The organism is Serratia sp. CC22-02, assembly GCF_900182895.1.
Taxonomy (GTDB): Bacteria; Pseudomonadota; Gammaproteobacteria; order Enterobacterales; family Enterobacteriaceae; genus Serratia; species Serratia nevei.
Window position 1 is genome coordinate 161,604 of sequence record NZ_FXUD01000003.1, and the last position, 23,638, is coordinate 185,241.

General features: G+C 62.0%; 23 protein-coding genes. 4 read left to right on the top strand and 19 right to left on the bottom strand.

Features of this window, described 5'->3' with window-relative positions; genetic code table 11:
- Nucleotides 1–3: 3 nt before the first annotated feature.
- Nucleotides 4–2,166 (bottom strand): ornithine decarboxylase SpeF, encoded by a 2,163-nt coding sequence (gene speF, locus QOL81_RS12715; RefSeq protein ID WP_048232506.1) that lies wholly within the window; start codon nucleotides 2,164–2,166, stop codon nucleotides 4–6.
- Between the two features lie 273 nt (nucleotides 2,167–2,439).
- On the bottom strand, nucleotides 2,440–2,544 hold the full coding sequence (gene speFL / locus QOL81_RS12720; RefSeq protein ID WP_004933443.1) for a leader peptide SpeFL: 105 nt from the start codon (nucleotides 2,542–2,544) through the stop codon (nucleotides 2,440–2,442).
- Nucleotides 2,545–2,977: 433 nt separating this feature from the next.
- Between speFL and QOL81_RS12725 the strand changes: the two genes are divergently transcribed.
- Together QOL81_RS12725 and QOL81_RS12730 are read left to right on the top strand one after the other, a co-directional pair.
- Entirely contained in the window at nucleotides 2,978–3,418 is a 441-nt protein-coding gene (locus QOL81_RS12725) for a YhbP family protein (RefSeq protein WP_015376428.1), read from the top strand.
- Nucleotides 3,419–3,448: 30 nt separating this feature from the next.
- A complete protein-coding gene (locus QOL81_RS12730; protein WP_197658043.1) occupies nucleotides 3,449–4,081 on the top strand; it encodes an NAD(P)H-binding protein in 633 nt (210 codons plus the stop codon).
- Here the strand turns inward: QOL81_RS12730 and phnP are convergent.
- Genes phnP through phnF form a run of 11 tightly spaced genes read right to left on the bottom strand, consistent with a single transcriptional unit; the run spans nucleotide 4,038 to nucleotide 12,342 of the window.
- On the bottom strand, nucleotides 4,038–4,820 hold the full coding sequence (gene phnP / locus QOL81_RS12735) for a phosphonate metabolism protein PhnP (RefSeq protein WP_033636842.1): 783 nt from the start codon (nucleotides 4,818–4,820) through the stop codon (nucleotides 4,038–4,040). The genes QOL81_RS12730 and phnP overlap by 44 nt on opposite strands.
- A gap of 13 nt (nucleotides 4,821–4,833) precedes the next feature.
- The gene (locus QOL81_RS12740) at nucleotides 4,834–5,436 is read right to left on the bottom strand and encodes a DapH/DapD/GlmU-related protein (RefSeq protein ID WP_187321960.1); all 603 of its coding nucleotides are present in this window, start codon (nucleotides 5,434–5,436) and stop codon (nucleotides 4,834–4,836) included.
- Nucleotides 5,433–6,002, bottom strand: coding sequence for a ribose 1,5-bisphosphokinase (gene phnN, locus QOL81_RS12745; protein WP_197658042.1), 570 nt, complete (start codon nucleotides 6,000–6,002; stop codon nucleotides 5,433–5,435). Before phnN ends, QOL81_RS12740 begins: the two co-directional genes overlap by 4 nt.
- Nucleotides 6,002–7,138 carry an alpha-D-ribose 1-methylphosphonate 5-triphosphate diphosphatase gene (gene phnM / locus QOL81_RS12750; RefSeq protein WP_015376433.1) on the bottom strand — a complete coding sequence of 379 codons (1,137 nt, stop codon included), beginning with the start codon at nucleotides 7,136–7,138 and terminating at the stop codon, nucleotides 6,002–6,004. The genes phnN and phnM overlap by 1 nt, the downstream gene beginning before the upstream one ends.
- Complete coding sequence (gene phnL, locus QOL81_RS12755) at nucleotides 7,138–7,842, bottom strand: phosphonate C-P lyase system protein PhnL (RefSeq protein WP_197658041.1); 705 nt, start codon at nucleotides 7,840–7,842, stop codon at nucleotides 7,138–7,140. Before phnL ends, phnM begins: the two co-directional genes overlap by 1 nt.
- 16 nt (nucleotides 7,843–7,858) lie before the next feature.
- Nucleotides 7,859–8,647 (bottom strand): phosphonate C-P lyase system protein PhnK, encoded by a 789-nt coding sequence (gene phnK, locus QOL81_RS12760; protein ID WP_197658040.1) that lies wholly within the window; start codon nucleotides 8,645–8,647, stop codon nucleotides 7,859–7,861.
- Nucleotides 8,647–9,507: an alpha-D-ribose 1-methylphosphonate 5-phosphate C-P-lyase PhnJ gene (locus QOL81_RS12765; protein WP_016929301.1), complete on the bottom strand. Its 861-nt coding sequence runs from the start codon at nucleotides 9,505–9,507 to the stop codon at nucleotides 8,647–8,649. The genes phnK and QOL81_RS12765 overlap by 1 nt, the downstream gene beginning before the upstream one ends.
- Nucleotides 9,500–10,585, bottom strand: a complete 1,086-nt coding sequence (locus QOL81_RS12770; RefSeq protein ID WP_283439859.1) for a carbon-phosphorus lyase complex subunit — start codon at nucleotides 10,583–10,585, stop codon at nucleotides 9,500–9,502. The genes QOL81_RS12765 and QOL81_RS12770 overlap by 8 nt, the downstream gene beginning before the upstream one ends.
- The gene (gene phnH, locus QOL81_RS12775) at nucleotides 10,585–11,166 is read right to left on the bottom strand and encodes a phosphonate C-P lyase system protein PhnH (protein ID WP_101427679.1); all 582 of its coding nucleotides are present in this window, start codon (nucleotides 11,164–11,166) and stop codon (nucleotides 10,585–10,587) included. Before phnH ends, QOL81_RS12770 begins: the two co-directional genes overlap by 1 nt.
- A 3-nt stretch (nucleotides 11,167–11,169) precedes the next feature.
- Entirely contained in the window at nucleotides 11,170–11,613 is a 444-nt protein-coding gene (gene phnG, locus QOL81_RS12780) for a phosphonate C-P lyase system protein PhnG (protein WP_019453314.1), read from the bottom strand.
- The gene (gene phnF, locus QOL81_RS12785) at nucleotides 11,614–12,342 is read right to left on the bottom strand and encodes a phosphonate metabolism transcriptional regulator PhnF (protein WP_015376439.1); all 729 of its coding nucleotides are present in this window, start codon (nucleotides 12,340–12,342) and stop codon (nucleotides 11,614–11,616) included. It lies immediately after the preceding gene.
- A gap of 227 nt (nucleotides 12,343–12,569) precedes the next feature.
- Between phnF and QOL81_RS12790 the strand changes: the two genes are divergently transcribed.
- Nucleotides 12,570–13,625 carry a permease gene (locus tag QOL81_RS12790; protein WP_197757307.1) on the top strand — a complete coding sequence of 352 codons (1,056 nt, stop codon included), beginning with the start codon at nucleotides 12,570–12,572 and terminating at the stop codon, nucleotides 13,623–13,625.
- A gap of 68 nt (nucleotides 13,626–13,693) precedes the next feature.
- Here the strand turns inward: QOL81_RS12790 and QOL81_RS12795 are convergent, their stop codons facing one another.
- From QOL81_RS12795 to QOL81_RS12810, 4 genes are all read right to left on the bottom strand, one after another.
- Nucleotides 13,694–15,406 carry an HNH endonuclease gene (locus QOL81_RS12795; protein ID WP_197757305.1) on the bottom strand — a complete coding sequence of 571 codons (1,713 nt, stop codon included), beginning with the start codon at nucleotides 15,404–15,406 and terminating at the stop codon, nucleotides 13,694–13,696.
- A gap of 481 nt (nucleotides 15,407–15,887) precedes the next feature.
- Entirely contained in the window at nucleotides 15,888–16,352 is a 465-nt protein-coding gene (gene nrdG, locus QOL81_RS12800) for an anaerobic ribonucleoside-triphosphate reductase-activating protein (protein ID WP_197757303.1), read from the bottom strand.
- A 168-nt stretch (nucleotides 16,353–16,520) separates the two neighbouring features.
- Nucleotides 16,521–18,659 (bottom strand): anaerobic ribonucleoside-triphosphate reductase, encoded by a 2,139-nt coding sequence (gene nrdD / locus QOL81_RS12805; protein WP_015376445.1) that lies wholly within the window; start codon nucleotides 18,657–18,659, stop codon nucleotides 16,521–16,523.
- A gap of 244 nt (nucleotides 18,660–18,903) precedes the next feature.
- Entirely contained in the window at nucleotides 18,904–19,818 is a 915-nt protein-coding gene (locus QOL81_RS12810) for a LysR family transcriptional regulator (protein WP_049198755.1), read from the bottom strand.
- A gap of 106 nt (nucleotides 19,819–19,924) precedes the next feature.
- On the opposite strand from QOL81_RS12810, the gene QOL81_RS12815 reads away from it, so the two are divergent.
- Entirely contained in the window at nucleotides 19,925–20,449 is a 525-nt protein-coding gene (locus QOL81_RS12815) for an NAD(P)H-dependent oxidoreductase (protein ID WP_047729213.1), read from the top strand.
- 28 nt (nucleotides 20,450–20,477) lie between these two features.
- On the opposite strand, the gene treC is transcribed toward QOL81_RS12815, so the two are convergent.
- On the bottom strand, nucleotides 20,478–22,142 hold the full coding sequence (gene treC, locus QOL81_RS12820) for an alpha,alpha-phosphotrehalase (protein WP_197757301.1): 1,665 nt from the start codon (nucleotides 22,140–22,142) through the stop codon (nucleotides 20,478–20,480).
- A gap of 67 nt (nucleotides 22,143–22,209) precedes the next feature.
- On the bottom strand, nucleotides 22,210–23,625 hold the full coding sequence (treB, locus tag QOL81_RS12825) for a PTS trehalose transporter subunit IIBC (protein WP_019453304.1): 1,416 nt from the start codon (nucleotides 23,623–23,625) through the stop codon (nucleotides 22,210–22,212).
- Between the last annotated feature and the right edge of the window lie 13 nt (nucleotides 23,626–23,638).

Consider the following 23,638-nt stretch of genomic DNA (forward strand, 5'->3'; position numbering starts at 1 on the left):
TGATTAATTTTTCATGACGTAGCCGTAAGCGCGGTTCCAGCCATCCTCATCCTGTTGGATATAAACGCCCTGCAATTCCGGCGCGAATCCCGGCAATAAGTTGATGCCTTCTTCCAATGCCAGGAAATAACGCTGCGCGGCGCCGCCCCAAATTTCACCGGGCACCACGCACAGCACGCCCGGCGGGTAAGGCAGGGCGCCTTCGGCGGCGATGCGGCCCTCGGCTTTAGCCAGCGAGACCAATTCCACATTGCCGCGTACGAACTCGGTATTGGCGTCCTGCGGATTCATCACCACGCGCGGGAAATAACTTTTGCGGAACATCTCTTTTTGCAGCTCTTTAACGTCGTAGCTGACGTAAAGGTCGTGCATTTCCTGGCACAGCTGGCGGATGGTGTAGTTTTTGTAGCGCTGCTGGTGGTTTTTATAGACCGCAGGCAGCACCTCGCTGAGCAGGGAGTTCTGCTCGATGTGCTTCTCGAAGCGGGCGATCAGGGCCACCAGATGCTGCATCTTGGCGATGTCTTCCGCCGGCGTCAGCAGGAACAGGATCGAGTTGAGATCGCATTTTTCCGGCACGATACCGTTTTCGCGCAGGTAGTTGGCCAGAATGGTCGCCGGGATGCCGAATTCGCTGTAGCTGCCGGTGGCGGTATCGATGCCCGGCGTGGTGAGCAGCAGTTTGCACGGATCGACGAAGTACTGCGATTCGGCATAGCCCTCAAAGGCGTGCCATTTTTCGCCGGGCACGAAGTTGAAGAAGCGCAGATCGTTGGCCATCGCCGCGGTGTCATAGGCCTGCCACGGTTTGCCGTCGATCTGATCCGGCACGAACGGTTTGATCATCGTGCAGGTGTCCAGCAGCATTTTGCGCGCTTCGATCCCCACGCGCACACACTCCTGCCACAGGCGCTGGCCGCTTTTGCCCTCATGCATCTTGGCATTGACGTCCAGCGCGGCGAACAGCGGATAGAACGGGCTGGTGGAGGCGTGCAGCATAAAGGCGTTGTTGAAGCGCTTGTGGTTGCAGTAGCGGCTCTGGCCCTTGATGTGCTTATCTTTTTTGTGGATCTGCGAGGTCTGCGAGAAACCGGCCTGCTGTTTGTGCACCGACTGGGTGACGATGATGCCGGGATCGTTTTCGTTCAGCTCCAGCAGCAGCGGCGAGCAGTCTTTCATCATCGGAATGAACTGCTCATAGCCTACCCAGGCGGAGTCGAACAGGATGTAGTCGCACAGGTGGCCAATCTTGTCGACCACCTGGCGGGCGTTGTAGATGGTGCCGTCGTAGGTGCCGAGCTGGATGATCGCCAGGCGGAACGGGCGGGCTTCGTTGGCGCGTTCCGGCGCCACTTCGCGGATCTGTTGGCGCAGGTAGCGTTCGTCGAAGCAGTGCGCGTCGATGCCGCCGATAAAGCCGAACGGGTTGCGGGCGGTCTCCAGATACACCGGCGTGGCACCGGCCTGGATCAACGCGCCGTGGTGGTTGGATTTATGGTTGTTGCGGTCGAACAGCACCAGATCGCCGCGCGTCAGCAGGGCGTTGGTCGCCACCTTGTTCGAGGCCGAGGTGCCGTTGAGCACGAAGTAGGTCTTGTCGGCGTTGAACACCTTGGCGGCGTGCTGCTGCGCGGCGCAAGGCGCGCCTTCGTGGATCAACAGATCGCCCAGTTTGACGTCGGCGTTGCACATGTCGGAGCGGAAAAGCGTTTCGCCGTAGAAGTCGAAGAACTGGCGGCCCGCCGGGTGTTTGCGGAAGAACTCGCCGCCCTGGTGGCCGGGGCAGGCAAAGGTGGCGTTGCCCATTTCTACGTATTGCGTCAGCGTGTTGAAGAACGGTGGCAGCAGCTCGCTCTCATATTTGGCGGCGGCGGCCTCCAGCTGTTTGCCGTAGAACTGGGTATTCTTGCCGCACAGCTCAAACACGCCGTGCAGCGCCGGCAATACGGCGTTATCCAGCTCTTCTTCGCAGCAGACGGCGACGAACAGCGGAATGTTCAGACCGTGCTCTTCGATGCGCGCCAACATACCTTGCGTGACGTCGTCTACCGACAGCACGATGGCGGCGACGTCATTGAAATCGCTGTGATGCACATCGACGATGTCGCGTTCAGTTTCAAAGCAGCCGAGGGTTTGGGTGTTGGCGGCAATTTTTAATTTTTTCATTTTTCTCATTCTTCAGGCAAAGGCAGTCCGCCGGCAAATAATTCCATTTGCCGTTAACGCCTTCACGAAAATAAAGGTGTGCGAGAACCCAGCGATGCCGAAAGGCATTAACTGTGTTCGCTGTTTTATTTAGCTTGGATGCGCTTGGCCGAAATTAAAAATGAATTGCGTGTCCTTCCCGGTTAGCGAGAAAGCGATATTATCACCGGCGTGCGGAGAATAAATAAAAACGCAATGACACTCTTATCAACGGCGTAAGAGCGAGGGGGAGGGTTATCTGTAGTTGAAGAATGCGAAGCTAAAGCAGCTGCGATGAGCCATCATCATAATATGGGTTGTGCGCCTGATATGCGCCATTTTTCGGTTATTGTTTTCCATTTTCTAATCCACCTTGCTGAGTGAAAAGATGGCGCTATTTTAACGCAAGGCGGGCTAAAAATCGTGATGAAAGTCACATAAATGCCGGTGTTTATAAATAACTATTCACCTGTTATGCAGTAGATTGCATAAACAGCGTTCAGGCGAGCTAACGGGCATGTAAACGAATTGCTAATCGGTACCGGGGCGGTGCGTTAATTTTGCATGCCGTCAGGATAGGAAAAATAAAATCGCGCGATTAACCGGTTGCATAACGATCAAATAAATCCGTCTTGTATTTTTTATGTTATAAATCCGCTTCGGGCTTAAATTAATAAAAATGCATTTATTGTGTTTTTATATTCACTTTTGGTTTTTGATGATTATCGTTATTTGTGACTCGCCTCAACAACGCAGGGTAAGATGAAGTGAGTGAACAGGGAGGCGAGTAACCTTGAATACCCCAGAACAACGGCAGCAGATTGCGGATTTCATCGGCAAACAACACGTCTTGACGCTGTGCGCCGGCGACGGCCTCGACATGTGGTGCGCCAACTGTTTTTACGTGTTCGACGCCGCGACGATGGCGCTGTGGCTGATGACCGAACCGCACACCCGCCACGGCGGGCTGATGCTGAACAACGGCCGGGTGGTTGGCACCATCGCGCCGAAGCCGAAAAGCATCGCGCTGATCCGCGGCGTGCAGTATCGCGCCGAGGCGGTGCTGCTGAGCGGCGAAGAAGCCGAGGCGGCGCGCGCGCGTTACTGCAAGCGCTTCCCGATCGCCAGGGCGATGAAGGCCTCGGTTTGGCGGCTGGATCTGCACGAGGTGAAGATGACCGACAACACCCTCGGCTTCGGCAAGAAGCTGCACTGGGCGCGGTCTATACTTTAAGTCGACGTATTGATTACAACGGGAGATTGCATGGCGCGAGCACTGTTAGTCGGCGCAACCGGGCTGGTGGGGCGCGAGTTGCTGCAGCTGTTGCAAAGCGATCCGCAGGTAACGGCCATCGTGGCGCCGACGCGCACGCCGCTGCCGCCGCACGGCAAGCTGACCAACCCGGTCGGCGATGCGTTGTTCGAGCTGCTGAGTAGCCTGCAGCAGCCGGTCGATCTGGTGTTCTGCTGCCTGGGCACCACCCGCCGGGCGGCGGGCAGCGCCGATGCCTTCCGCTACGTCGATTATCAACTGGTGGTGGAGAGCGCGCTGACCGGCCGCCGCTTGGGGGCGCAGCACTGTCTGGTGGTAAGCGCGCTGGGCGCCAACGCGGATTCCACCTTCCTGTATAACCGCACCAAAGGCGAGATGGAGCAGGCGCTGCGCGAACAGCACTGGCCGCGCCTGACGCTGGTGCGGCCTTCTATGCTGGTGGGGAATCGCCCTGCGCCGCGCCTGATGGAGCGCCTCACGCTGCCGCTGTTCAGGCTGCTGCCCGGCAAATGGCGCGCCGTCTCCGCCAAAGACGTGGCGCAAACGCTGCTGCAGCAGGCGTTCACGCCGGGCGAAGGGGTCAGGGTGCTGGAGTCGGATCGGCTGCACTGCTACCGAGGCTGACGCTGAGGTGATCGAACGCCAGCTCCAGCTCGGCGGGCAGTTCGTTGTCCAGCAGCCACAGATCGAGATGATGGCTGATGTGCGTCAGCAGCGTGCGTTTGGGCTGCAGCAACCGCTGCGTCTCCTGCGCGCGGGTCAGATCGTTGTGGTTGCGCGGCGCCTGCGGCTGCGGCGGCAGGCTGCAATCGAGCACCAGCAGATCCAGCGCCACGTTTTGCAGATAGTCGGCGGTGGCCGGCGGCAGGCCGACGGTGTCGGTCAGGTAGGCCAGCGCAGCGCCCGCCGCCTGGATCAGATAGCCGTGGGTCAGCTTGGAGTGTTGCAGCGGCAGCGGGGTGATGCGCATGCCGCCCAGCTCGACGGTGGCAAAGGGCGCCAGCGGCGGCTGAAACGCCAGAATGCCGGGGTGTTTGAACAGATCGTCGCAGCCCTGTTCATCCGGCGGGCCATACACCGGAATAGAATTTCCGCACCCCCAACGCAAAGGAAATAACCCCTGAACGTGATCCATGTGGTAATGTGTCAGTAAAAAACGTTGAATTTGCCCCGCCGAAAATCGCCGCTCCAAAGCCGGTAATCCCGCATCCAATAAGGTCGTTTCCCCCTGATAGTTAAGCATGGCGCTGCACGCTCGCCGTCGAAATGCCGGCTCGCGCCGCGCCCGTTGGCAGATCAGGCAGTCGCAGCCGAACACCGGCACCTGCTGCGCGCCGCCGGTGCCGAGAAAGGTCAGTTGCATCGCTCCCCCTCCGTTAAAGGTATTTCTCCGCGAAGCGGTTGATGTCGCGAAAATCCGCCAGCCGCGCCTGCAGCGTGGCGTGATCCCAGTGCCACCACTGGCTGCGTTCGATGCGTTCTATCAGCGCGTCGTCAAAGCGCATGCCGATCTTCTTGGCCGCCACGCCGGCGACGATGCTGTAAGGCTCCACGTCCTTGGTGACCACCGCCGCGCTGCCGATCACCGCGCCGTTGCCGACGCTGACGCCCGGCATCAGAATGGCGTTATGGCCGATCCACACGTCGTGGCCGACGGTGACGTGGTGCTCGCGCCGCCAGTCGAAGAACGCCGCGTCGTCTTCCCCCAGCCCGTATTCAGAGGCGCGGTAGGTAAAGTGGTGCTGCGCGATGCGCTGGTAGGTCGGGTGGTTGCCGGGATTGATGCGCGCATAGGAGGCGATGGAGACGAACTTGCCGATGGTGGCGTAAAAGATCTGGTTGTGCCCGGCGGTGTAGGAGTAGTCCCCCATGTCCACCTCTTCCAGGATCGCATCGTCGGCCAGATGCACATATTGGCCGAGCCGGGTGCGGTTAAGGGTCACGTTGTCGCCGATTTTCGGCTGGGCAAAGTCGTTCATGGCGTCGCGTCCTGAGCTTGTCGGGTAGGGGTGGGCAGCAGCGCCAGCAGCGCCGCCAAAGTGTCGTCGAGTGGGCCGTCGTTGTGCAGCACCCGGCAGCCGGCGGGCAGACTCTGCTGATATTCTGCCGCCCGCGCCAGCCGCTGCTCGATCTGTTCGGCGCTTTCTCGCCCGCGATCCTGCAGGCGCCGGCGCAGGATCCCGGTGCTGACCTGCAGGCACACCGGCAGCAGCTGCGCACCATAGCGCTGCTGCGCCTGCGGCAGGTGGGCGCGCGAACCGTTGACCGCCACGTCGATCCCCTGCAGCAGCCAAAGATCCACTTCGATCCCGAACGCGTAGTGCTGCTGATGCGCCTGCCAGTCGAGCGCGAACAGCCCCTTGGCGCGGCGGCGCAGAAATTCCGGTTCGCTCAGCGCGATATGATTCTCGCAGCCGGCGTCCGCCGGCCGGGTGATGTAACGGTGCGCCACCAGCGGCGCGCGGTCGGAGTCGGCCCGCAGCGCGGCCAGCAGGCTGTCCTTGCCTGCGCCGGAAGGCCCCATCAGATAGATGAGCCGCGCCATCAGAACACCTGCCTGCCCTGGCGCCACACGTTCTGCACGTAAACGTGCTCGCCGTGCGGCCGCGCCAGCACCAGATCCGCCCGCAGCCCTTCGGCGAGGGTGCCGCGATCCTGCAGATCCAGCGCCCGCGCCGGGTTGCGGGTGATCATGCGCACCGCCTGGGGCAGATCGTAGGCGTTGCGCTCGTCCGCCGCGAGGCGAAACGCCGCGTCCAGCAGGCTGGCCGGGTAATAATCGGAAGAGAGAATATCCAGCACCCCCAGCGCCGCCAGGTGGTGCGCCGCCACGTTGCCGGAGTGAGAACCGCCGCGCACGATGTTCGGCGCGCCCATCAGCACCTGCAGGCCCTGCTGGTGCGAGGCGCGGGCGGCCGCCTCGGTGGTGGGAAACTCGGCAATGGCGCTGCCCAGCGCGCAGGACTCGGCCACGTGTGCGGCGGTGGCGTCGTCATGGCTGGCCAGCGAGATGCGGCGCGCGCGGCAGTGGGCGGCGATCGCCTCGCGGTTCGGCGCTGCCCAGCGGGCGGACAGGGCGACCTGCTGCTCCTCGTACTCGCTCATCTGCTGGTCGTTGAGGTGGTATTTACCCTGATAATATTCGCGGTATTTTTCGCGCGAGGCGAACTGGCGCTGGCCCGGCGAGTGGTCCATCAGCGACACCAGCGACACGCCCGGCTTGTCCATCAGCTGTTCGAACAGCGGCAGGGTGCTCTCGTGCGGCAGCTCGCAGCGCAGGTGCAGCCGGTGCTCGGCGCGGTTCACCCCGGCGCGCTGGCTGTGGATCACCGCGTCGATCATCTTCTGCAGGTTTTCCAGCCGGTGGCCGCCGTCGCGCACGTCGCCGATCGCCACCGCGTCCAATACCGTGGTGATGCCGTTGGCCACCATCAGCGCGTCGTGGCTGCTCATCGCCGAATGGGCCGGCCAGTCGACGTTCGGGCGCGGGGTGAAGAACTTGTCCAGGTTGTCAGTATGCAGCTCGATCAGCCCCGGCAGCAGCCAGCCGCCGTCGCCGTCCAGCGCCTGCGGCAGCCGGCTCGGGCCGTCGGCGAAGCTGCGGATCACGCCGTCCTGCATCTCCAGCGAGCCTTGCACCACCTGGTCATCCAGCACCAGCTTAACGTTATTGACGATCATCAGAGGGCCTCCAGCGCCTGCGGCGCCTGCATGTCATAAAGCCGGTCGGCGACCTGTTGGCGGACGCCTTCATCGTGAAAAATGCCAACGATCGCTGCGCCGCGCGCCTTGGCGCGTTCGATAAGCTGCACCACCGCCGCGCTGTTGCGGCTGTCGAGCGAGGCGGTCGGTTCGTCCAGCAACAGAATGGGGTAATCGACGATAAAGCCGCGCGCGATGTTCACCCGCTGCTGCTCGCCGCCGGAGAAGGTGGACGGCGCCAGCGGCCACAGGCGCTGCGGCACGTTGAGCGCAGCGAGCAGCGCTTCGGCGCGTTCACGGCACTCGGCGCGCTCGACGCCCTGTTCCAGCAACGGCTGCATCACCACCTCCAGCGCGCTGATGCGCGGGATCACCCGCAGGAACTGGCTGACCCAGCCCAGCGTATGGCGGCGCACCGCCAGAATCTGACGCGCATCGGCGCTGACCATGTCCAGCCAGTCGCCCTGGTGGTTGATCCAGATATGGCCGCTGTCCGGCAGGTAGTTGGCGTACAGCGAGCGCAGCAGGGTGGATTTGCCGCTGCCGGAGTGGCCGTGCAGCACCACGCATTCACCGCCACCGACCGTCAGGTTGGCGTCGTGCAGCACCGGCAGGCGGGTGCCGTACTGCTGGTGCAGCACAAAGGTTTTACTGAGATGTTCAACTCGGATTTGCATAGTCATCTGTTATCGCCTTGGGTTACGACAGCACCGAAGAAACCAGCAGCTGGGTGTAGGGATGGTGCGGATCGTCCAGCACCCGGTCGGTCAGGCCGCTCTCCACCACTTCGCCCTGTTTCATCACCAGCAGGCGGTGGGCCAGCAGCCGCGCCACGCCGAGATCGTGGGTGACGATCACCGCCGCCAGCTGCATTTCCACCACCAGATTGCGCAGCAGATCGAGCAGGCGCGCCTGCACCGACACGTCCAGCCCGCCGGTCGGCTCATCCATAAACACCAGTTTTGGGTGGGTGACCAGGTTGCGGGCGATCTGCAGCCGCTGCTGCATGCCGCCGGAGAAGGTGGTCGGCAGATCGTCGAGGCGCGACAGCGGGATTTCGACGTCTTCCAGCCACTGGCCGGCCTGGCGGCGAATGTCGCCATAGTGGTGCTGGCCGATGGCCATCAGCCGCTCGCCGATGTTGCCGCCGGCGGAGACCTGCGGCCGCAGCCCGTCGAGCGGGTGCTGGTGCACCACGCCCCAGTCGGTGCGCAGCAGGCGGCGGCGATCGCTCTCCGCCATGGCGTACAGATCCTGTTCCTGGCCCGCCTGCGGGCGGTAAAGGATCTGCCCGCGCTGCGGCGCCAGCCGCGCCGAGATCGACTTCAGCAGCGTGGTTTTACCGGAGCCGGATTCGCCGACGATGCCCAGCACTTCGCCGGGGTAGATGTCGAACGACACATCGCTGAAACCCTTGCCGGGGGCGTACAGGTGGGTGAGCCGGTTCACCGACAGCAGCGGAGTGGTGCTCAAAGGGGTGGAAGTCATCAGTGCTGCGCCTCTTGCGAAGATTGCGCCAGCTGCTGCCGGCAGTAGTCGGTGTCCGAACAGACGAACATGCGGTTGCCCCGATCGTCGAGCACCACCTCGTCCAGGTAGCTGTGGCGCGAGCCGCACAGTGCGCAGGGTTCGTCCCACTGCTGCACGCTGAACGGATGGTCGTCGAAGTCCAGGCTCTCCACCTTGGTGAACGGCGGCAGGGCGTAGATGCGTTTCTCGCGCCCGGCGCCGAACAGCTGCAGCGCTGGCATCATGTGCATTTTCGGGTTGTCGAATTTCGGGATCGGCGACGGATCCATCACGTAGCGATCGTTGACCTTCACTGGGTAGGCGTAGGTGGTGGCGATATGGCCGTAGCGCGCGATGTCTTCATACAGCTTCACCTGCATCACGCCGTACTCCTCCAGCGCGTGCATCTTGCGGGTCTCGGTTTCGCGCGGTTCGATAAAGCGCAGCGGCTCCGGGATCGGCACCTGATAGATCAGGATCTGGTCTTCGCGCAGCGCGGTTTCCGGAATGCGGTGACGGGTTTGGATCAGCGTGGCCTCCGGCGTGCGCTCGGTGGTGGCCACCCCGGCGACGCGCTGGAAGAAGCGGCGGATCGACACCGCGTTGGTGGTGTCGTCGGCGCCCTGGTCGATCACCTTCAGCACGTCGGCGCGGCCGATGACGCTGGCGGTGAGTTGAATGCCGCCGGTGCCCCAGCCGTAGGGCATCGGCATCTCGCGGCCGCCGAACGGCACCTGATAGCCGGGGATCGCCACCGCTTTGAGGATAGCGCGGCGGATCATGCGCTTGGTCTGCTCGTCCAGATAACCGAGGTTATAGCCGGTCAATACTTCACTCATCGCGGGCCTCCTGGCGCTCGCTGTATTCCTGCCGCAGCCGCTTGAGCAGTTCCAGTTCAGCCTGGAAGTCGACGTAGTGCGGCAGCTTGAGATGGGAGACGAAGCCGGCGGCCTCGACGTTGTCGGCGTGGGCCAGCACGAACTCTTCGTCCTGCGCCGGGCCGGCGACGCCTTCGCCGTAGTCCGGGCTCTGCAATGCGCGATCCACCAACGCCATCGCCATCGCCTTGCGTTCGGCGCGGCCGAACACCAGCCCGTAACCGCGGGTGAAGTGCGGCGGGTGGTCCTTGGGATCGACGAAGCCGTTGACCATTTCGCACTCGGTCAGCAGGATTTCGCCGATGTCGATGGCGAAACCGAGCTCTTCAGGCACGATCTCCACCGAAACGTGGCCGGTGCGGATCTCGCCGGCGAACGGGTGGTTGCGGCCGTAGCCGCGCTGGGTGGCGTAGCCGAGCGCCAGCAGAAAACCTTCGTCGCCGCGCACCAGCTGCTGCAGGCGCGCCGAGCGCGAGCAGGGGTAAACCGGCGGGTTGCGGGTGATGTCGTCCGGCGCGCTGCCGTCGTCCTGTTCCTCGCGCGCCAGCTGCTGGCGACACAACAGATCGAACACGTGGCTGCAGTTGTCCGGCAGCGGTTCGTCGGCCTGCGGCGCACGCGGCGCCTCGCCTTCCGCCAGCAGCGCGAAGTCCAGCAGCCGGTGGGTGTAGTCGTAGGTCGGCCCCAGCACCTGCCCGCCGGGCAAGTCCTTGTAAACCGCCGAAATGCGCCGCTCCAGCCGCATGTTTTCGCTGGCCAGCGGCTCGCTGACCGCCAGGCGCGGCAGGGTGGTGCGGTAGGCGCGCAGCAGGAAGATCGCCTCCACCAGATCGCCGCTGGCCTGTTTGATGGCCAGCGCCGCCAGCTCACGATCGTAGATGCCGCCTTCGGTCATCACCCGATCCACCGCCAGCCCCAGCTGCTGTTCGATTTGTTCTGCGCCGATCGCCGACAGCGCGTCGTCGCCGCGCCGCAGCTGTTCCTGCAGCTGATGGGCGGCCTCAATGGCTTTTTCGCCCCCTTTTACCGCTACGTACATCAGCACACCTCCACGCGGGTGGTCCGCGGGATCGCCAGCAGGCGATCGCCGCAGGTCAGTAAAATATCCAGCCCCAGCGGGAAGCGCTGTGGGCGGTTGACCAGGTAATCCAGCAGCGCCGGCGGCAGGCGCGGCGCTATCAGGCGTTGGCTCTCGATGCCGGGGCCGGTCAGGCGCAGCGCGGCGCCGTTCTCCAGTTCGGCGAGCTGCACGATGACCGTGGCGCCGAACTCCGGCGAGATTTCAGTGCCGTGCGGCAACGCCTGCAGATCGGCGGCTTGCAGCTGCTCATCGAACAGGGCAAAACAGACCTCCTGCGCCGTGGCGGCCAGCGGCGCACCGCTGTGAAAACGAATGTTTGTTAGCACTTGCTCACTTTTAAGCGAAGCGCACAGCTGCAGCGGTGTTTCTTGATCGGCCAGCGTCAGCAGCGCGGCGGTGCTGGCGGCGTTCAGCGGCGCCCAGGCCGGGCCGTTCGGCAGCGTCACCCGGTGGCCCGGTTCGCTCAAGGCTTTAAGAATCAAACGGAAAGCGTGCTGCGATTGGTCTATCGGTTGTTCAAAACCGGTCAATAAACTCATGGCTTAATCCCCTCGCACCAGCGTAAAGAAGTCTACCCGGCTGGCGGCGATCGCCCGGGCGCGCAGCTGGCGCTGTTCGTGCTGCAGCGCGGCCAGCGGCGCGATCAGCTGTTGTTGCAGGCGTTCGCCGTGTTCAGGCTGTTGCAGCAGCGCATCGGCCAGCGCGCACAGCTCGGCGTGCGCCTTGTCGCGCCCGGCGATATAGCTGTAGCCGTAGCCGCCGTTGTCCAGCTGCACCACCGCGCGGGTGACCGTCATGTCCCCCAGCACGAAGCGGCGGCCGGTGGCGCCCATGCGCCCCTGCAGCTGGGCCAGGCCGATCTCCGGCGCGCGGATGCTGCGGTAACCCGGGCTGAGGTTCAGCGCCTGCCAGTGGCTGCGCAGCTGCTCGGGCCGGCTGTGCGCCAGCACCGACATCCAGCGTTGTCTCGACTCTAAGGCTTGCATTCAGTGCTCCATCGTCAGTTCAATCATGTCGGCGCGGGCCAGGCTGACGGAGTATTCCGCCACGTCTTCGCCGCCGCTGCGGACGTTAAGGGTGCGCACGCACAGCAGCGGCGCGTGGGTGGCGATCTCCAGCAGCCGGCTCTCTTTGGCCTGCGCGCGGCGCGCGCTGATGCGCGTCTGGCGGCGGGTCAGCGGCTGCTGGAGGTGCTGTTCGATAAACTGGTGCAGCGAACCGCTGTGGAACTGCTGCAGCGCCGGCCACCAGTCCAGATCGGGCAGATAATGGTCGATCACGCTCATCGGCACGCCGTTGACCCGGCGCAGGGTGCGCAGGTGGATCACCATTTCGCCTTCTTCACGCGAGAGTGCGCTGGCTACATGCCCATTGCACGGGCGCAAGACAGCGAGTAAGCGCTCACTGGTGGGATGGCTGCCCTGCTCGAACAGGTTCTGGCTGAAGCGGGTATTGGCGTGTAGCGGGTAGTCGTAAGGCCGCATCAGCACCAGAATGCCGACGCCGTGGCGGCGCTGCAGCCAGCCGCGCTCCACCAGCTGATCCACCGCGCGGCGCAGGGTGTGGCGATTGACCTGGTAACGCTCGGCCAGCTGCTGTTCCGAAGGCAGGTAGTCGCCGCAGCGGTACTGCGTGCGCAGCTCCTGTTCCAGCTGCGCGGCGATCTGCTGATAGCGGGTGGGGTAAGTGGTCGGATGTCTAGATAACTCCATCATAATAAAAACCTCGTCATACCGATGGCTGTGCGATGAAGGCGGAAGCGGTGCGTTTCATCGGGCGTCTACCCTGTGGTTTTCAAGTTGGCATCATGGTGCCGGGCGCAGATGACAATCGCGTTACGCCTCGGTGGCGAACAGATGAACTATTTAGGACAGCCCGGGCGTGCACGGGCGGCGGCGGCGCGCTATGCTGGCGCCACTGTTGACTGACTCTGGCCGCTACCATGCCGCAACCTCTGAACGCCCATGAACCCGCCCCACGCGCCTGGCCGCTGTGGAAACCGATCCTGTTTCTGCTGGTGGTGGCCGTCGGCCTCTACTACGTCAAATGGCAGCCTTACTACGGCAAGGCCTTCGTGGCGGCGGACAGCCATTCGATCGGCAAATCGATCCTGGCCGACGGCGCTGCGAGCCCCTGGCTGGCGGCCTGGCAGTACGCGCTGGTCTACTTCACCGCGGTGTGGAAGGCGGCGCTGCTCGGCGTGCTGCTAGGTTCGCTGGTGCAGGTGCTGATCCCGCGCGACTGGCTGGCGCGCACGCTCGGCCACCGGCGTTTTTCCGGCACCGTGCTGGGGGCGCTGATCGCGCTGCCGGGCATGATGTGCACCTGCTGCGCCGCGCCGGTCGCCGCCGGCATGCGCCGCCAGTCGGTGTCCAGCGGCGCCGCGCTGGCCTTTTGGCTCGCCAACCCGGTGTTGAACCCGGCGACGCTGGTATTCATGGGGTTTGTGCTCGGTTGGCCGTTCGCCGCCATCCGCCTGGTGGCGGGCGTGGTGATGGTGCTGGGCATCGCCTGGCTGGTGCAGCGCGTGACCGCCAACGACCCGCAGCCCGTCGCGCCGCAGCCTTTGGTGCTGACGGCGCAGAGCGAGGAACAGCCGTTCCTTGCGCGCTGGGGCAAAGCGCTGTGGGCGCTGTTTTGGTCGACCATTCCGATCTACGTGTTGGCGGTGCTGGCGTTGGGCGCGGCGCGGGTCTGGCTGTTCCCGCACGCCGACGGCGCCGTCGACAATAGCCTGCTGTGGATCATCGGCCTGGCGATCGTCGGCTGCCTGTTTGTTATCCCCACCGCGGCGGAAATCCCGATCGTGCAGACCATGATGCTGGCGGGCATGGGCGCAGGCCCGGCGCTGGCGCTGCTGATGACCCTGCCGGCGGTCAGCCTGCCTTCGCTGTTGATGCTCAACAAGGCCTTCTCCGCCCGGGCGCTGTGCCTGACGGCGGCGCTGGTGGCGCTGTGCGGCGTGCTGACTGGCGTGGTGGGGATGGGGTTGTTGTAACTTGCCGCTGCTGGTGCGTGGCCTGAGGCTGTCTCAAGGGGGTAAGTTTAGGCAAAGGGTTTGCGGCGTTAAGGTTTGATGTCTGCCTCTTTAAAACGCTCGAAGTGGTGTGCGAGCGCGCTACGGTCAAGTGGCCAGATTTTCCCGTCGACCAACTGTAAGCCATCAATATTAAGCCATTGGCGCGCGTGCGGGGCTACGTGAATGGTTAACCCTGCTGGTTCGATGGAAAATGCCAACGCGTCAAAGGCAGCGTGTAGCCAACTAACGAGTGCTAAGCCATTACCCGGCCGCATGTCTTCCACCATCGCCACGGGCAAGATATGTGCCGCTTCTACACAATCTTTAAGTCCGGTAATTGAACATCCGTTATGGTTGGCCAGCACTGCCGTACGAAAGCGCCCTTGCCCTTCACGGACGGTTACACGGCGTAATGCTTTAATCCGATTGGCACGGTTATGCCGATACGCGAAAACGTGCGCGTCATGAAAAATAACCGATTCGGCAATGGGCTCCAGCTCATCACTCAAAACGATTTCCCAATCTTCCGCTTTGCCGCCTACTAAAAAAGCTTCAATCTGAGCACTCAGGGGGGCGCTTTTAAATAGCCCGCGCAAGCCCTTCGCCCACCTGCGAAATGCTGGCACTTGTTCTGGTAATAAACCCGCTCGCACCTCAGGAGTTTTCGAATAAGTTTTATTGGCTATCGGAGCACCCGTTATTGGTTCGACGGGTTGCTCTGTTTGGGGTTCCTGTTTATTTGCAACTGCAGTTGCTAAGACCAGGTTCTTTGATACAGTCAGCGCTTTTTTCTCTTCTGGCACTATACCGCCTGCAGCCTTTTCCGGCGTTACAGCAACCAGATCAGCAATTGGCTTTTTACTAACAAATGCTTTATTCGCATTAAGAAGCGGCTTGCGTAACTTGCCGGTAGTTTTACTATGCTGTTTGCGGATATGTATGGCTGCTCCCCAAGTCTCGCCCAAGCGTTCTACACTGGACACCATTGCCGGTTGTTCTGTCGCAGTCTTAGCTACTAGTTCCGCTATTGGTTCCATTGCGGATGTTACGATGGTAACTGCAGCCTCTGACGCGGCAGTAGTCTCCGTACGATACGTCGCAATGGCGTCGATCATTTTCACACCAATTAATTTTGAATGATTCTCAGAAGACCAAGCACGATAGTTGGCAAGTTCCCATGTTTCTAACCCACGTTTTAGCTCTGGTGCTACGTTTACCTGTTCGGCTATCGGCAATGTCTTCAAAGATTCAACGGGGGATAACATCGCAACCGTTCCTGCAATCGGATCGGAATTGGCCATTAGCTTTTGCGTCCGGGCAACGGCTGCGGCGCGCCTGGCCGCTTTAGCCTCCTCCTTCGACTTCGGTAATTCTTTACCTCGCGTTTTGGCGAGACGCTCAAGTGCCCCACGTACTTGTCGCCGCCCTACGTCATCACCCTTAACAACAATTTTCTGTCCGTTGTTATCGAAAAAATAAACCTGTAATTCGCCAATATGAAGTGTGAACATCAGGGCATCACTTGCGGAAACAAGTTCCAGCCATTCGGCGTCTGTGTAACCGGTTAACTTTGTCCCCCACAAATCGGCCGTGGCGCGGTAGCCGCTGCCGTTCGCGGAGTACATGCCGGAATATTTCGTTACCCAGCAACCGCCAGCGTAATGACCGAAAGCGTAATGGTTGGTTTTCCATACCTGATAGGAATAGCGGCCGTTTGCTGTGGTGCTAAAACGGGTCCCGTTACGTTCATATTCGATCATGCTTGCTTCCTCACTCAAAGTAACGTTGCCGGTTGAGCGTCCAACTGTAAAATAAGTTGGTGCATTAAGTTACGGGATCGTAATTTCAAAGCCAGATAGTACGGAGACGACGCTTAGTCTTGCTTCGAAAGCAAGTAATTGTTATGCGAAGTAATCTGACAAGAGCTTTTATAGAAAAATTTTCAATCTTGCTAAGTGCTTCAACGTCCGTGTGATATAACTCAAAAAATCCTCATCAGTACCAAATATGACACACCAGCCCTGCGTCGAACCGAAGGAACCAATTCATAGCAAGCCTGAACAATCAATTTAGGATTGTTTCCTGTTATATCTATAGTGTCAATGTCGCACAAATTTTAGTATTTAAGTGGGGGTATGGAATGTCTGCCCCTAGCACAAACCCGCCCTTATCAGATGGTCACCATGCCGTAGCTGTGTCAGCCCGACTCAGGATTAACACATGTTGTGCCGTGTTGTCAGCTCATCGCAACCTATGCACCACCTGGTTGCTGCTGCCGCGCCAGATCAGCGCCGGGTCTTTCAAATCCTGCACGAACTTGCCGTCGATCAACACGTTGATCCTGTCCACCACCTGCATTTGCTGCGCGTCCAGTTCCGCCAGCCGGTAGCCGGTCCACAGCCAGATATCCTTGCCGGGGCACTCGGCGCGCACCCGTTTCACCAGCGTTAAGATGCTCGGCACGTTGGCCGGATGCAGCGGATCGCCGCCGGAGAGTGACAGCCCCTGGCGCGGCACGCGCGAATCGTTCAGATCGGTGATGATGCGGTCTTCCAGCGCCGGGGTAAACGGCTGGCCGGAGTTGAGCCGCCAGGTGCTTTTGTTGTAGCAACCGGGGCACTGGTGCACGCAGCCGGCGACAAACAGCGTGCAGCGGGTGCCGGGGCCGTTGACGACGTCAATCGGGTAGTACTGGTGATAATTCATGTGAGGCCTGCCCATCAGGCTATTTTACTGGCCATTTTGCCTCCGGGCAGTGCTGCCAATCCTCACGTACTGCGTGTACGCTCCGGTTGGTGCGCGCTGGCCGAAGGCAAACTGGCTGCGACAATCACGCCTGATGAACAGGCTTCTGCATAGGTTGCACGGCGCTTTTCAGCCGAGCTGCCCGTTGCCGAGGTGTTTCACCCGGCGTTTCACCTCTTCCTGCTTGCCGGCGTTGAACGGCCGGGCATCGGGGCTGCCGAGGTAGCCGCACACCCGGCGGGTGACCGAGACCTTGGCCGAGTCGTGGTTGCCGCATTTCGGGCAGGTGAAGCCCTTGCTGGTGCAGGAGAATTCACCGGTGAAGCCGCACTCGTAGCACTCGTCGATCGGCGTGTTGGTGCCGTAGTAAGGCACCCGGCTGTAGCTGTAGTCCCACACGTCTTCCAGCGCCTTCAGGTTATGCTGCAGGTTCGGGTATTCGCCGTAGCAGATGAAGCCGCCGCTGGCCAACGGCGGGTAGGGCGCTTCGAAGTCCAGCTTGTCGTACGGATTGACCTTCTTCTCCACGTCAAGGTGGAAGCTGTTGGTGTAATAGCCCTTATCGGTGACGCCCGGCACCACGCCGAAATCGGCGGTGTCCAGCCGGCAGAAGCGATCGCACAGGTTCTCGCTCGGCGTGCTGTAGAGGCTGAAGCCGTAGCCGGTCTCGTCTTTCCAGGCATCGACGGCGGCGCGCAGCCGTGCGACGATCGCCACCGCTTTGGCGCGCAGCGCCTCGTCGTCATACACGTGATTTTCGCCGCCGAACAGCGCGTTGATGGTCTCGTGCAGGCCGATATAGCCCAGCGAAATTGAAGCGCGGCCGTTTTTGAAGATATCGGCGATGTTGTCGTCGGCCTTGAGCCGCACGCCGCAGGCGCCTTCCATGTACAAGATTGGCGCCACCCGCGCTTTGATGCCTTCCAGCCGGGCGATACGCGTCATCAGGGCCTTTTTCGCCAGCTGCAGGCGCTGATCCAGCAGCGTCCAGAAGCGCGACTCATCGCCCATCGCCTCCAGCGCGATGCGCGGCAGGTTGAGGCTGATGACGCCGATGTTGTTGCGGCCGTCGTGCACCAGTTCGCCGTCCTGCTCGTAGGTGCCGAGGAAGCTGCGGCAGCCCATCGGCGTTTTGAACGAGCCGGTGACTTTCACCACCTGATCGTAGTTGAGGATATCCGGGTACATGCGCTTGCTGGCGCACTCCAGCGCCAGCTGCTTGATGTCGTAGTTCGGATCGCCGTACTGGTGGTTGAGACCGTCGCGGATGGCGAACACCAGCTTGGGGAACACGGCGGTCTTGCGGTTTTTGCCCAGCCCGGCGATGCGGTTTTTCAATATCGAGCGCTGGATCAGGCGCGATTCCCAACTGGTGCCGAGGCCGAAACCGAAGGTGACGAACGGCGTCTGGCCGTTGGCGGTGTGCAGGGTGTTGACCTCGTACTCCAGCGACTGGAAGGCGTCGTAACACTCTTTCTCGGTGCGCGCCATGGCATAGCCTTTGGCATCCGGGATCTGCCACTCTTCCGCCACCTGCAGGTGTTTGCGGAAGCTCTCGTCGACGAACGGCGCCAGGATTTCATCGATGCGGTTGATGGTGGTGCCGCCATAGATATGGCTGGCGACCTGGGCGATGATCTGCGCGGTCACGGCGGTGGCGGTGGAGATCGACTTCGGCGGCTCGATTTCGGCGTTGCCCATCTTGAAGCCGTTGGTCAGCATGCCTTTCAGATCGATCAGCATGCAGTTGAACATCGGGAAGAACGGCGAGTAGTCGAGATCGTGGTAGTGAATTTCGCCGCGTTCATGGGCCAGCACCACGTCGCGCGGCAGGATGTGCTGCTTGGCGTAGTGCTTGGCGACGATGCCCGCCAGCAGGTCGCGCTGGGTGGGGATCACCTTGCTGTCCTTGTTGGCGTTTTCGTTCAGCAGCGCGCGGTTGCTCTGCTCGACCAGGCCGCGAATTTCCTGGTTCAGGCGGCCGCGCAGCTCGCGCGCCACGTCGCGATCGTGGCGGTATTCGATATAGGCGCGCGCCAGCTGTTTGTACTCGCCGGCCATCAGCTGGTTTTCCACCGCCTGCTGGATCTCGTGGATATCGACGCGCGGCTGCTGCTCCATGCGCTGAGCGACCACGCGGGCGACGGTGGCGCAGTAGTCGGCGTCGACCACGCCCACCGCCAGCGCGGCGCGCTCGATGGCCTGCGCGATGCGCGCTTCGTCAAAAGGTACCTGGCAACCGTCCCGCTTAATCACTACTGGTTTCACGTTGTACTCCTTGTTCCCCGAGGGAGCGTTCATACCCGCCTGGCGTGGCGAGCAACCGTCAAATTTCGCTTATCCACAGGGCAAAGCCGCAGCGCGTAAGGGCTGTGGCGGCGTGTGGATGATTTTGTGGATAACTACTATATATAGGTGTTCGCAATTCTTAATGCACTATATATAGATATTGACGCGATTCTTTTGATGTAGAACAAGGAAAACGGAAGAGCGTGCGCAAGCTGAACAGTCGTCAATCGCTCACTGGCCGATCGCGAAAATGCGCCAGCAGAAAATCGACCCAGACGCGCACCCGCGGCGGTAGATCCGCCGAGGCGTAATAGAGCCACAGCTGCACCGGGCGCGGCCAGCACTCCGCCAGCACCGGCCGCAGCGTGCCCTGCTCAAAGTGCTTTTCGAGGTACCAGCGCGCCAGGTTGACGATGCCCAGCCCGGCCAGCGCTGCATCCAGCAACATTTCCGGGCGGCTCACCACCAATCGGCCGTTCAGATCCAGCGCCAGCGTTTCGCCCTGATGGCGCAGCTGCCATTTGACGTGGCGGCCGTTGCTGGGGTTGCGGTGCAGCAGGCAGTCGTGCCGCAGCAGGTCGTGCGGCGTTTGCGGTTCACCGCGCCGCGCCAGATAGTCGGGCGACGCCGCCAGCACCATGTGCATCGGGTAGAGCGGGCGCGCCACCAGCCGGCTGTCGGGATCGACCCGGCTGCCGATGCCGACGTCGAAGCCTTCGCCCACCAGATTCACCACCCGGGCATCCAGCGACAGATCGAGATCGATCTGCGGGTAGCGCGCCAGAAATTGCGGGATCAATGGCATCAGCATCTGGCGGCCGAAGCCGGGGATCATGCTGACGCGCACCACCCCGGCCGGCGCCTGCCGCTCGCCGCCGGCGCTTTCCAGCGTCGCCGCCAACGCCTGCCACAGCGGCGCCACCTGCGCCAGCAGCGCTTTGCCTTCGTCGGTCAGCAGCACGTTATGGGTGTTGCGCTGAAACAGCCGCAGCGCCAGCTTCTCTTCCAGCGCGCGGATATTTTTGCTGACCGCCGCCGGCGTGACGCCCAGCTGGCGGGCGGCGGCGGAGAAATTTTGCGCCTGCGCGGCGGCGAGGAAGGCCGGCAGCAGGCGGTGCACGTCAAAGGGCAGCGACATAGTGGTTGATACTTTCGGTTGAAATTGAAGTGACCTTGAACAGCCTACACCCGAAGCGGCAGAAATGGAAAAATGCCTCATCTTCTTTACGTTCAAGGAATCCTTTATGTCACGCATTTTAGTGTTAACCGCCCACCGCACCCCCGACGAGTCACGCATCAACCAGGCGCTGATCGAGGCCGTGCGCCCGCTGCCTAACGTGACCGTGCACGAACTGATCCGCGCTTACCCGGATTACCGCATCGACGTGGCGCGCGAACAGGCACTGCTGGAAAGCCACGATGCGGTGGTGATGATGTTCCCGTTTTTCTGGTACAGCTCGCCGGCGATCCTGCGCGAATGGCAGGACGCGGTATTAACCTATGGTTTCGCCTACGGCAGCGAGGGCACCAAACTGCACGGCAAGCCGCTGCAGCTGGTGGTGAGCACCGGCGGCAACGCACAGGCCTACACGCCGGCAGGCTACAACCGCTATCCGGTGCAGGATCTGCTGCTGCCGTTCCACGCGCTGGCTAACCTGACCGGCATGGATTATCTGCCGCCGCATCTGGTGCAGGGCGTGACCGACATGAGCGATGAGCAGTTGGCGCAAGCGGCCGCCGGGGTGGTGGCGCTGATGGGGACATTGTAGGGCGCAGCGCTCGCCGCGCCCTGCGGGATCAGTCTTCGAGCAGCCACCACACCGCTTCGAACGGCCGCAGCGTCAGAGCCTGCGGCTGATCCGCCGAGTCGCTGTAGTTGCTCATCAGCGGGCGCCACTGGGCGGAGGCTTCCACGCCTTCCGCCGCCCAGGCCAGCGGTTCGCGGCTCAGGTTGGCTACCACCAGCAGGCGCTGGCCGTTCCAGCTGCGCTGATAGCACCACAGCGCCGGGTGATCCGGCGCCAGATCCTGATAGTCGCCGTGGGTTAGCAGCGGATACTGCTTGCGCAGGATGATCAGCTGGCGGTAGGCGTAAAACACCGAGTCGAGATCGGCCAGCGCCGCGTCGGCGTTGATCTGCGGGTAGTTCTCGGCGCAGCCGATCCACGGCGTGCCGGTGGTGAAACCGGCGTGCGGCGCGGCGCTCCACTGCATCGGCGTGCGGCCGTTGTCGCGCGATTTGTCCGCCAGGATCGCCAGCAGTTCGGCGTCGCCGCGGCCCTGGGCGCTCAGTTCGGCGTACATGTTCAGGCTTTCCACGTCGCGGTACTGCTCGATGGTGCGGAAGCCGGGGTTGGTCATGCCGATCTCTTCACCCTGGTAGATATAAGGCGTGCCCTGCATGCCGTGCAGCACCATCGCCAGCATTTTGGCGGCCGGCACCCGCAGTGCGCCTTCATCGCCGAAGCGCGACACGATGCGCGGCTGATCGTGGTTACACCAGAACAGCGCGTTCCAGGCGCGGTTATGCATCCCTTGCTGCCAGTGGCGGAAGATCTGCTTTAACTCCACGTAATCCGGCGCCGCCCGCGTCCATTTTTCGCCGTTGGCGTAGTCCACTTTCAGGTGGTGGAAGTTGAAGGTCATCGACAGCTCTTCGCCGCTCTGCGCCGCGTACTGCTGGCAATGCTCAAGCGTGGTGGAAGACATCTCGCCCACCGTCATCAGGCCGCGTGGCTGGAACACGTCGCGGCTCATTTCCTGCAGGAACTCGTGAATGCGCGGGCCGTCGGTGTAGAAGCGGCGGCCGTCGCCCTGGCTGTCGGACGGGAAGTCCTGCTGCTTGGACACCAGGTTGATCACGTCGAGGCGCAGGCCGTCGACGCCTTTGTCCGCCCAAAACTGACACACTTTCTTCAGCTCTTCGCGCACCGGTGGGTGCTCCCAATTGAGATCCGCCTGCTCGACGGCAAACAGGTGCAGATAGTACTGGCCGCTGTCGGCGTGCCACTGCCAGGCGTTGCCGCCGAATTTGGAGCGCCAGTTGTTCGGCGGCGTATCCCCCTCGCCGTCGCGCCAGACGTAAAACTGGCGATACGGGCTGTGGCGATCCTGCGCGGCCTTGAACCACGGATGCTCGGTTGAGGTGTGGTTGAACACCATGTCCATCACGATGCGGATGCCGCGCCGGTGGGCGGCGGCGATCAACTGCTCGAAGTCCGCCATGGTGCCGTAAGCCGGATCGATGGCGCAGTAGTCCGCCACGTCATAGCCGTTGTCCACCTGGGGTGAGACGTAGACCGGCGTCAGCCAGATGGCGTCGACGCCCAGCTCCTGCAGATAGTCCAGCCGCCGGGTCACGCCGGCCAAATCGCCGTAGCCGTTGCCGGTGCTGTCTTGAAAACTCTTCGGATAAATTTGATAGATGACGCCGTTCTGCCACCAGGGGGTTGGGTTGCTCATAGATCAATACCTTTGAATCGTGACAACGGGCCTGCGTAAGCAGGCCCCTACATTCATTTTGCGTCAATTAAACCGGCAGCTCGCCGCGGGCGGCCTTGCGTTTGTAGACCATGATGGTCAGCACCAGCGGGATGACGATCGCCACCAGAATTGCCAGCGAGTAAATCAGCCAGAACTGCGGCTTGATAGACAGGATGCCCGGCAGGCCGCCGACGCCGATGCCGTTGGCCATCACGCCGTCCAGGCCGCAGATAAGGCCTGCGATCGCGGAGCCGATCATCGCGCACAGCATCGGGAAGCGGTATTTGAGGTTGATGCCGTACATCGCCGGTTCGGTCACGCCGAGGTAGGCGGAGATCGCCGCCGGCACCGAGATTTCACGCTCGTTGGCCTTGCGGCTGATGATGATGATGCCGAGCACCGCCGAGGCCTGCGCGATGTTGGACAGCGCAATCAGCGGCCATACCGGGGTGCCGCCCATGCTCTGGATCATCTGCATGTCGATGGCCAGCGTGGTCTGGTGCACGCCGGTGATCACCAGCGGTGCATACAGGAAGCCGAACAGCGCGGCGCCCACCGGGGCGAAGCTGCCGGTCATCACCGCTTTCACCGCCCAGGCGACGCCGTCGCCGATCATGCGGCCGAACGGCCCGATCAGCGCGTGCGCCAGGAACACCGCCAGCAGCAGCGAAACTACCGGCACCACCACCAGATAGAGATAGTCGGGGACGATCTTTTTCAGCCGGGTTTCGATCCAGCCCAGCGCCATGCCCGCCAGGATCGACGGGATCACCTGCGCCTGATAGCCGACTTTCTGGATCACGAACCAGCCGAAGTTCCACACTTCCGGCGTTTGCTGGCCGAGCAGGTAGGAGTTCATCAGCTGCGGCGACACCAGGGTGACGCCCAGCACGATGCCGAGCACCGGCGTGCCGCCCATCTTTTTCACCGTCGACCAGCAAATGGCCACCGGCAGGAACATGAAGATCGCTTCACCCAGCAGCCACAGGAAGTCGTAAACGGTTTTCCACGCCGGGTGCATCTGCGCCAGCGTTTGGCCGCCGGACATCGGGATGTCGCCGATCACGTTGCGGAAGCCGAGGATCAGACCGCCGCTGATCAGCGCCGGCAGCAGCGGGAAGAAGATCTCGGCGAAGTGGGAGATGGTGCGCTCGGTCCAGGTCATGTTCTGGCGCGCGGCTACCTTGGCCTGTTCTTTGTCGGCTTCGTTGACGCCGGTGCTGGCGATCAGCGCCTGATAGTAGTCGCCGACGTCGGTGCCGATCACCACCTGGAACTGCCCGGCGTTGGTGAAGCAACCTTTGACCATCGGCAGCTCTTCGATTTCTTTGGGGCTGGCCTTGCTGGGGTCATTGAGGACGAAACGCAGCCGGGTAATGCAATGGCTGACGGTGGCGATGTTCTCGCGGCCGCCGACCAAAACAATCAGGCGATCAATATCCTGCTGTTTTACTTTGCTCATTATGGGATACCTG

What these genes read in the sequence shown, in the direction of transcription:
- phnM (WP_015376433.1), bottom strand. Translation starts at nt 7,138, where the DNA reads ATGATCGTCAATAACGTTAAGCTGGTGCTGGATGACCAGGTGGTGCAA.
- QOL81_RS12795 (WP_197757305.1), bottom strand. Translation starts at nt 15,406, where the DNA reads ATGATCGAATATGAACGTAACGGGACCCGTTTTAGCACCACAGCAAAC.
- treB (WP_019453304.1), bottom strand. Translation starts at nt 23,625, where the DNA reads ATGAGCAAAGTAAAACAGCAGGATATTGATCGCCTGATTGTTTTGGTC.
- phnG (WP_019453314.1), bottom strand. Translation starts at nt 11,613, where the DNA reads ATGCAAGCCTTAGAGTCGAGACAACGCTGGATGTCGGTGCTGGCGCAC.
- speFL (WP_004933443.1), bottom strand. Translation starts at nt 2,544, where the DNA reads ATGGAAAACAATAACCGAAAAATGGCGCATATCAGGCGCACAACCCAT.
- speF (WP_048232506.1), bottom strand. Translation starts at nt 2,166, where the DNA reads ATGAAAAAATTAAAAATTGCCGCCAACACCCAAACCCTCGGCTGCTTT.
- phnL (WP_197658041.1), bottom strand. Translation starts at nt 7,842, where the DNA reads ATGACTATGCAAATCCGAGTTGAACATCTCAGTAAAACCTTTGTGCTG.
- phnK (WP_197658040.1), bottom strand. Translation starts at nt 8,647, where the DNA reads ATGACTTCCACCCCTTTGAGCACCACTCCGCTGCTGTCGGTGAACCGG.
- QOL81_RS12730 (WP_197658043.1), top strand. Translation starts at nt 3,449, where the DNA reads ATGGCGCGAGCACTGTTAGTCGGCGCAACCGGGCTGGTGGGGCGCGAG.
- phnN (WP_197658042.1), bottom strand. Translation starts at nt 6,002, where the DNA reads ATGGCGCGGCTCATCTATCTGATGGGGCCTTCCGGCGCAGGCAAGGAC.
- phnH (WP_101427679.1), bottom strand. Translation starts at nt 11,166, where the DNA reads ATGAGTTTATTGACCGGTTTTGAACAACCGATAGACCAATCGCAGCAC.
- QOL81_RS12740 (WP_187321960.1), bottom strand. Translation starts at nt 5,436, where the DNA reads ATGAACGACTTTGCCCAGCCGAAAATCGGCGACAACGTGACCCTTAAC.
- nrdG (WP_197757303.1), bottom strand. Translation starts at nt 16,352, where the DNA reads ATGAATTATCACCAGTACTACCCGATTGACGTCGTCAACGGCCCCGGC.
- treC (WP_197757301.1), bottom strand. Translation starts at nt 22,142, where the DNA reads ATGAGCAACCCAACCCCCTGGTGGCAGAACGGCGTCATCTATCAAATT.
- QOL81_RS12790 (WP_197757307.1), top strand. Translation starts at nt 12,570, where the DNA reads ATGCCGCAACCTCTGAACGCCCATGAACCCGCCCCACGCGCCTGGCCG.
- QOL81_RS12770 (WP_283439859.1), bottom strand. Translation starts at nt 10,585, where the DNA reads ATGTACGTAGCGGTAAAAGGGGGCGAAAAAGCCATTGAGGCCGCCCAT.
- phnF (WP_015376439.1), bottom strand. Translation starts at nt 12,342, where the DNA reads ATGATGGAGTTATCTAGACATCCGACCACTTACCCCACCCGCTATCAG.
- QOL81_RS12765 (WP_016929301.1), bottom strand. Translation starts at nt 9,507, where the DNA reads ATGAGTGAAGTATTGACCGGCTATAACCTCGGTTATCTGGACGAGCAG.
- phnP (WP_033636842.1), bottom strand. Translation starts at nt 4,820, where the DNA reads ATGCAACTGACCTTTCTCGGCACCGGCGGCGCGCAGCAGGTGCCGGTG.
- QOL81_RS12810 (WP_049198755.1), bottom strand. Translation starts at nt 19,818, where the DNA reads ATGTCGCTGCCCTTTGACGTGCACCGCCTGCTGCCGGCCTTCCTCGCC.
- QOL81_RS12815 (WP_047729213.1), top strand. Translation starts at nt 19,925, where the DNA reads ATGTCACGCATTTTAGTGTTAACCGCCCACCGCACCCCCGACGAGTCA.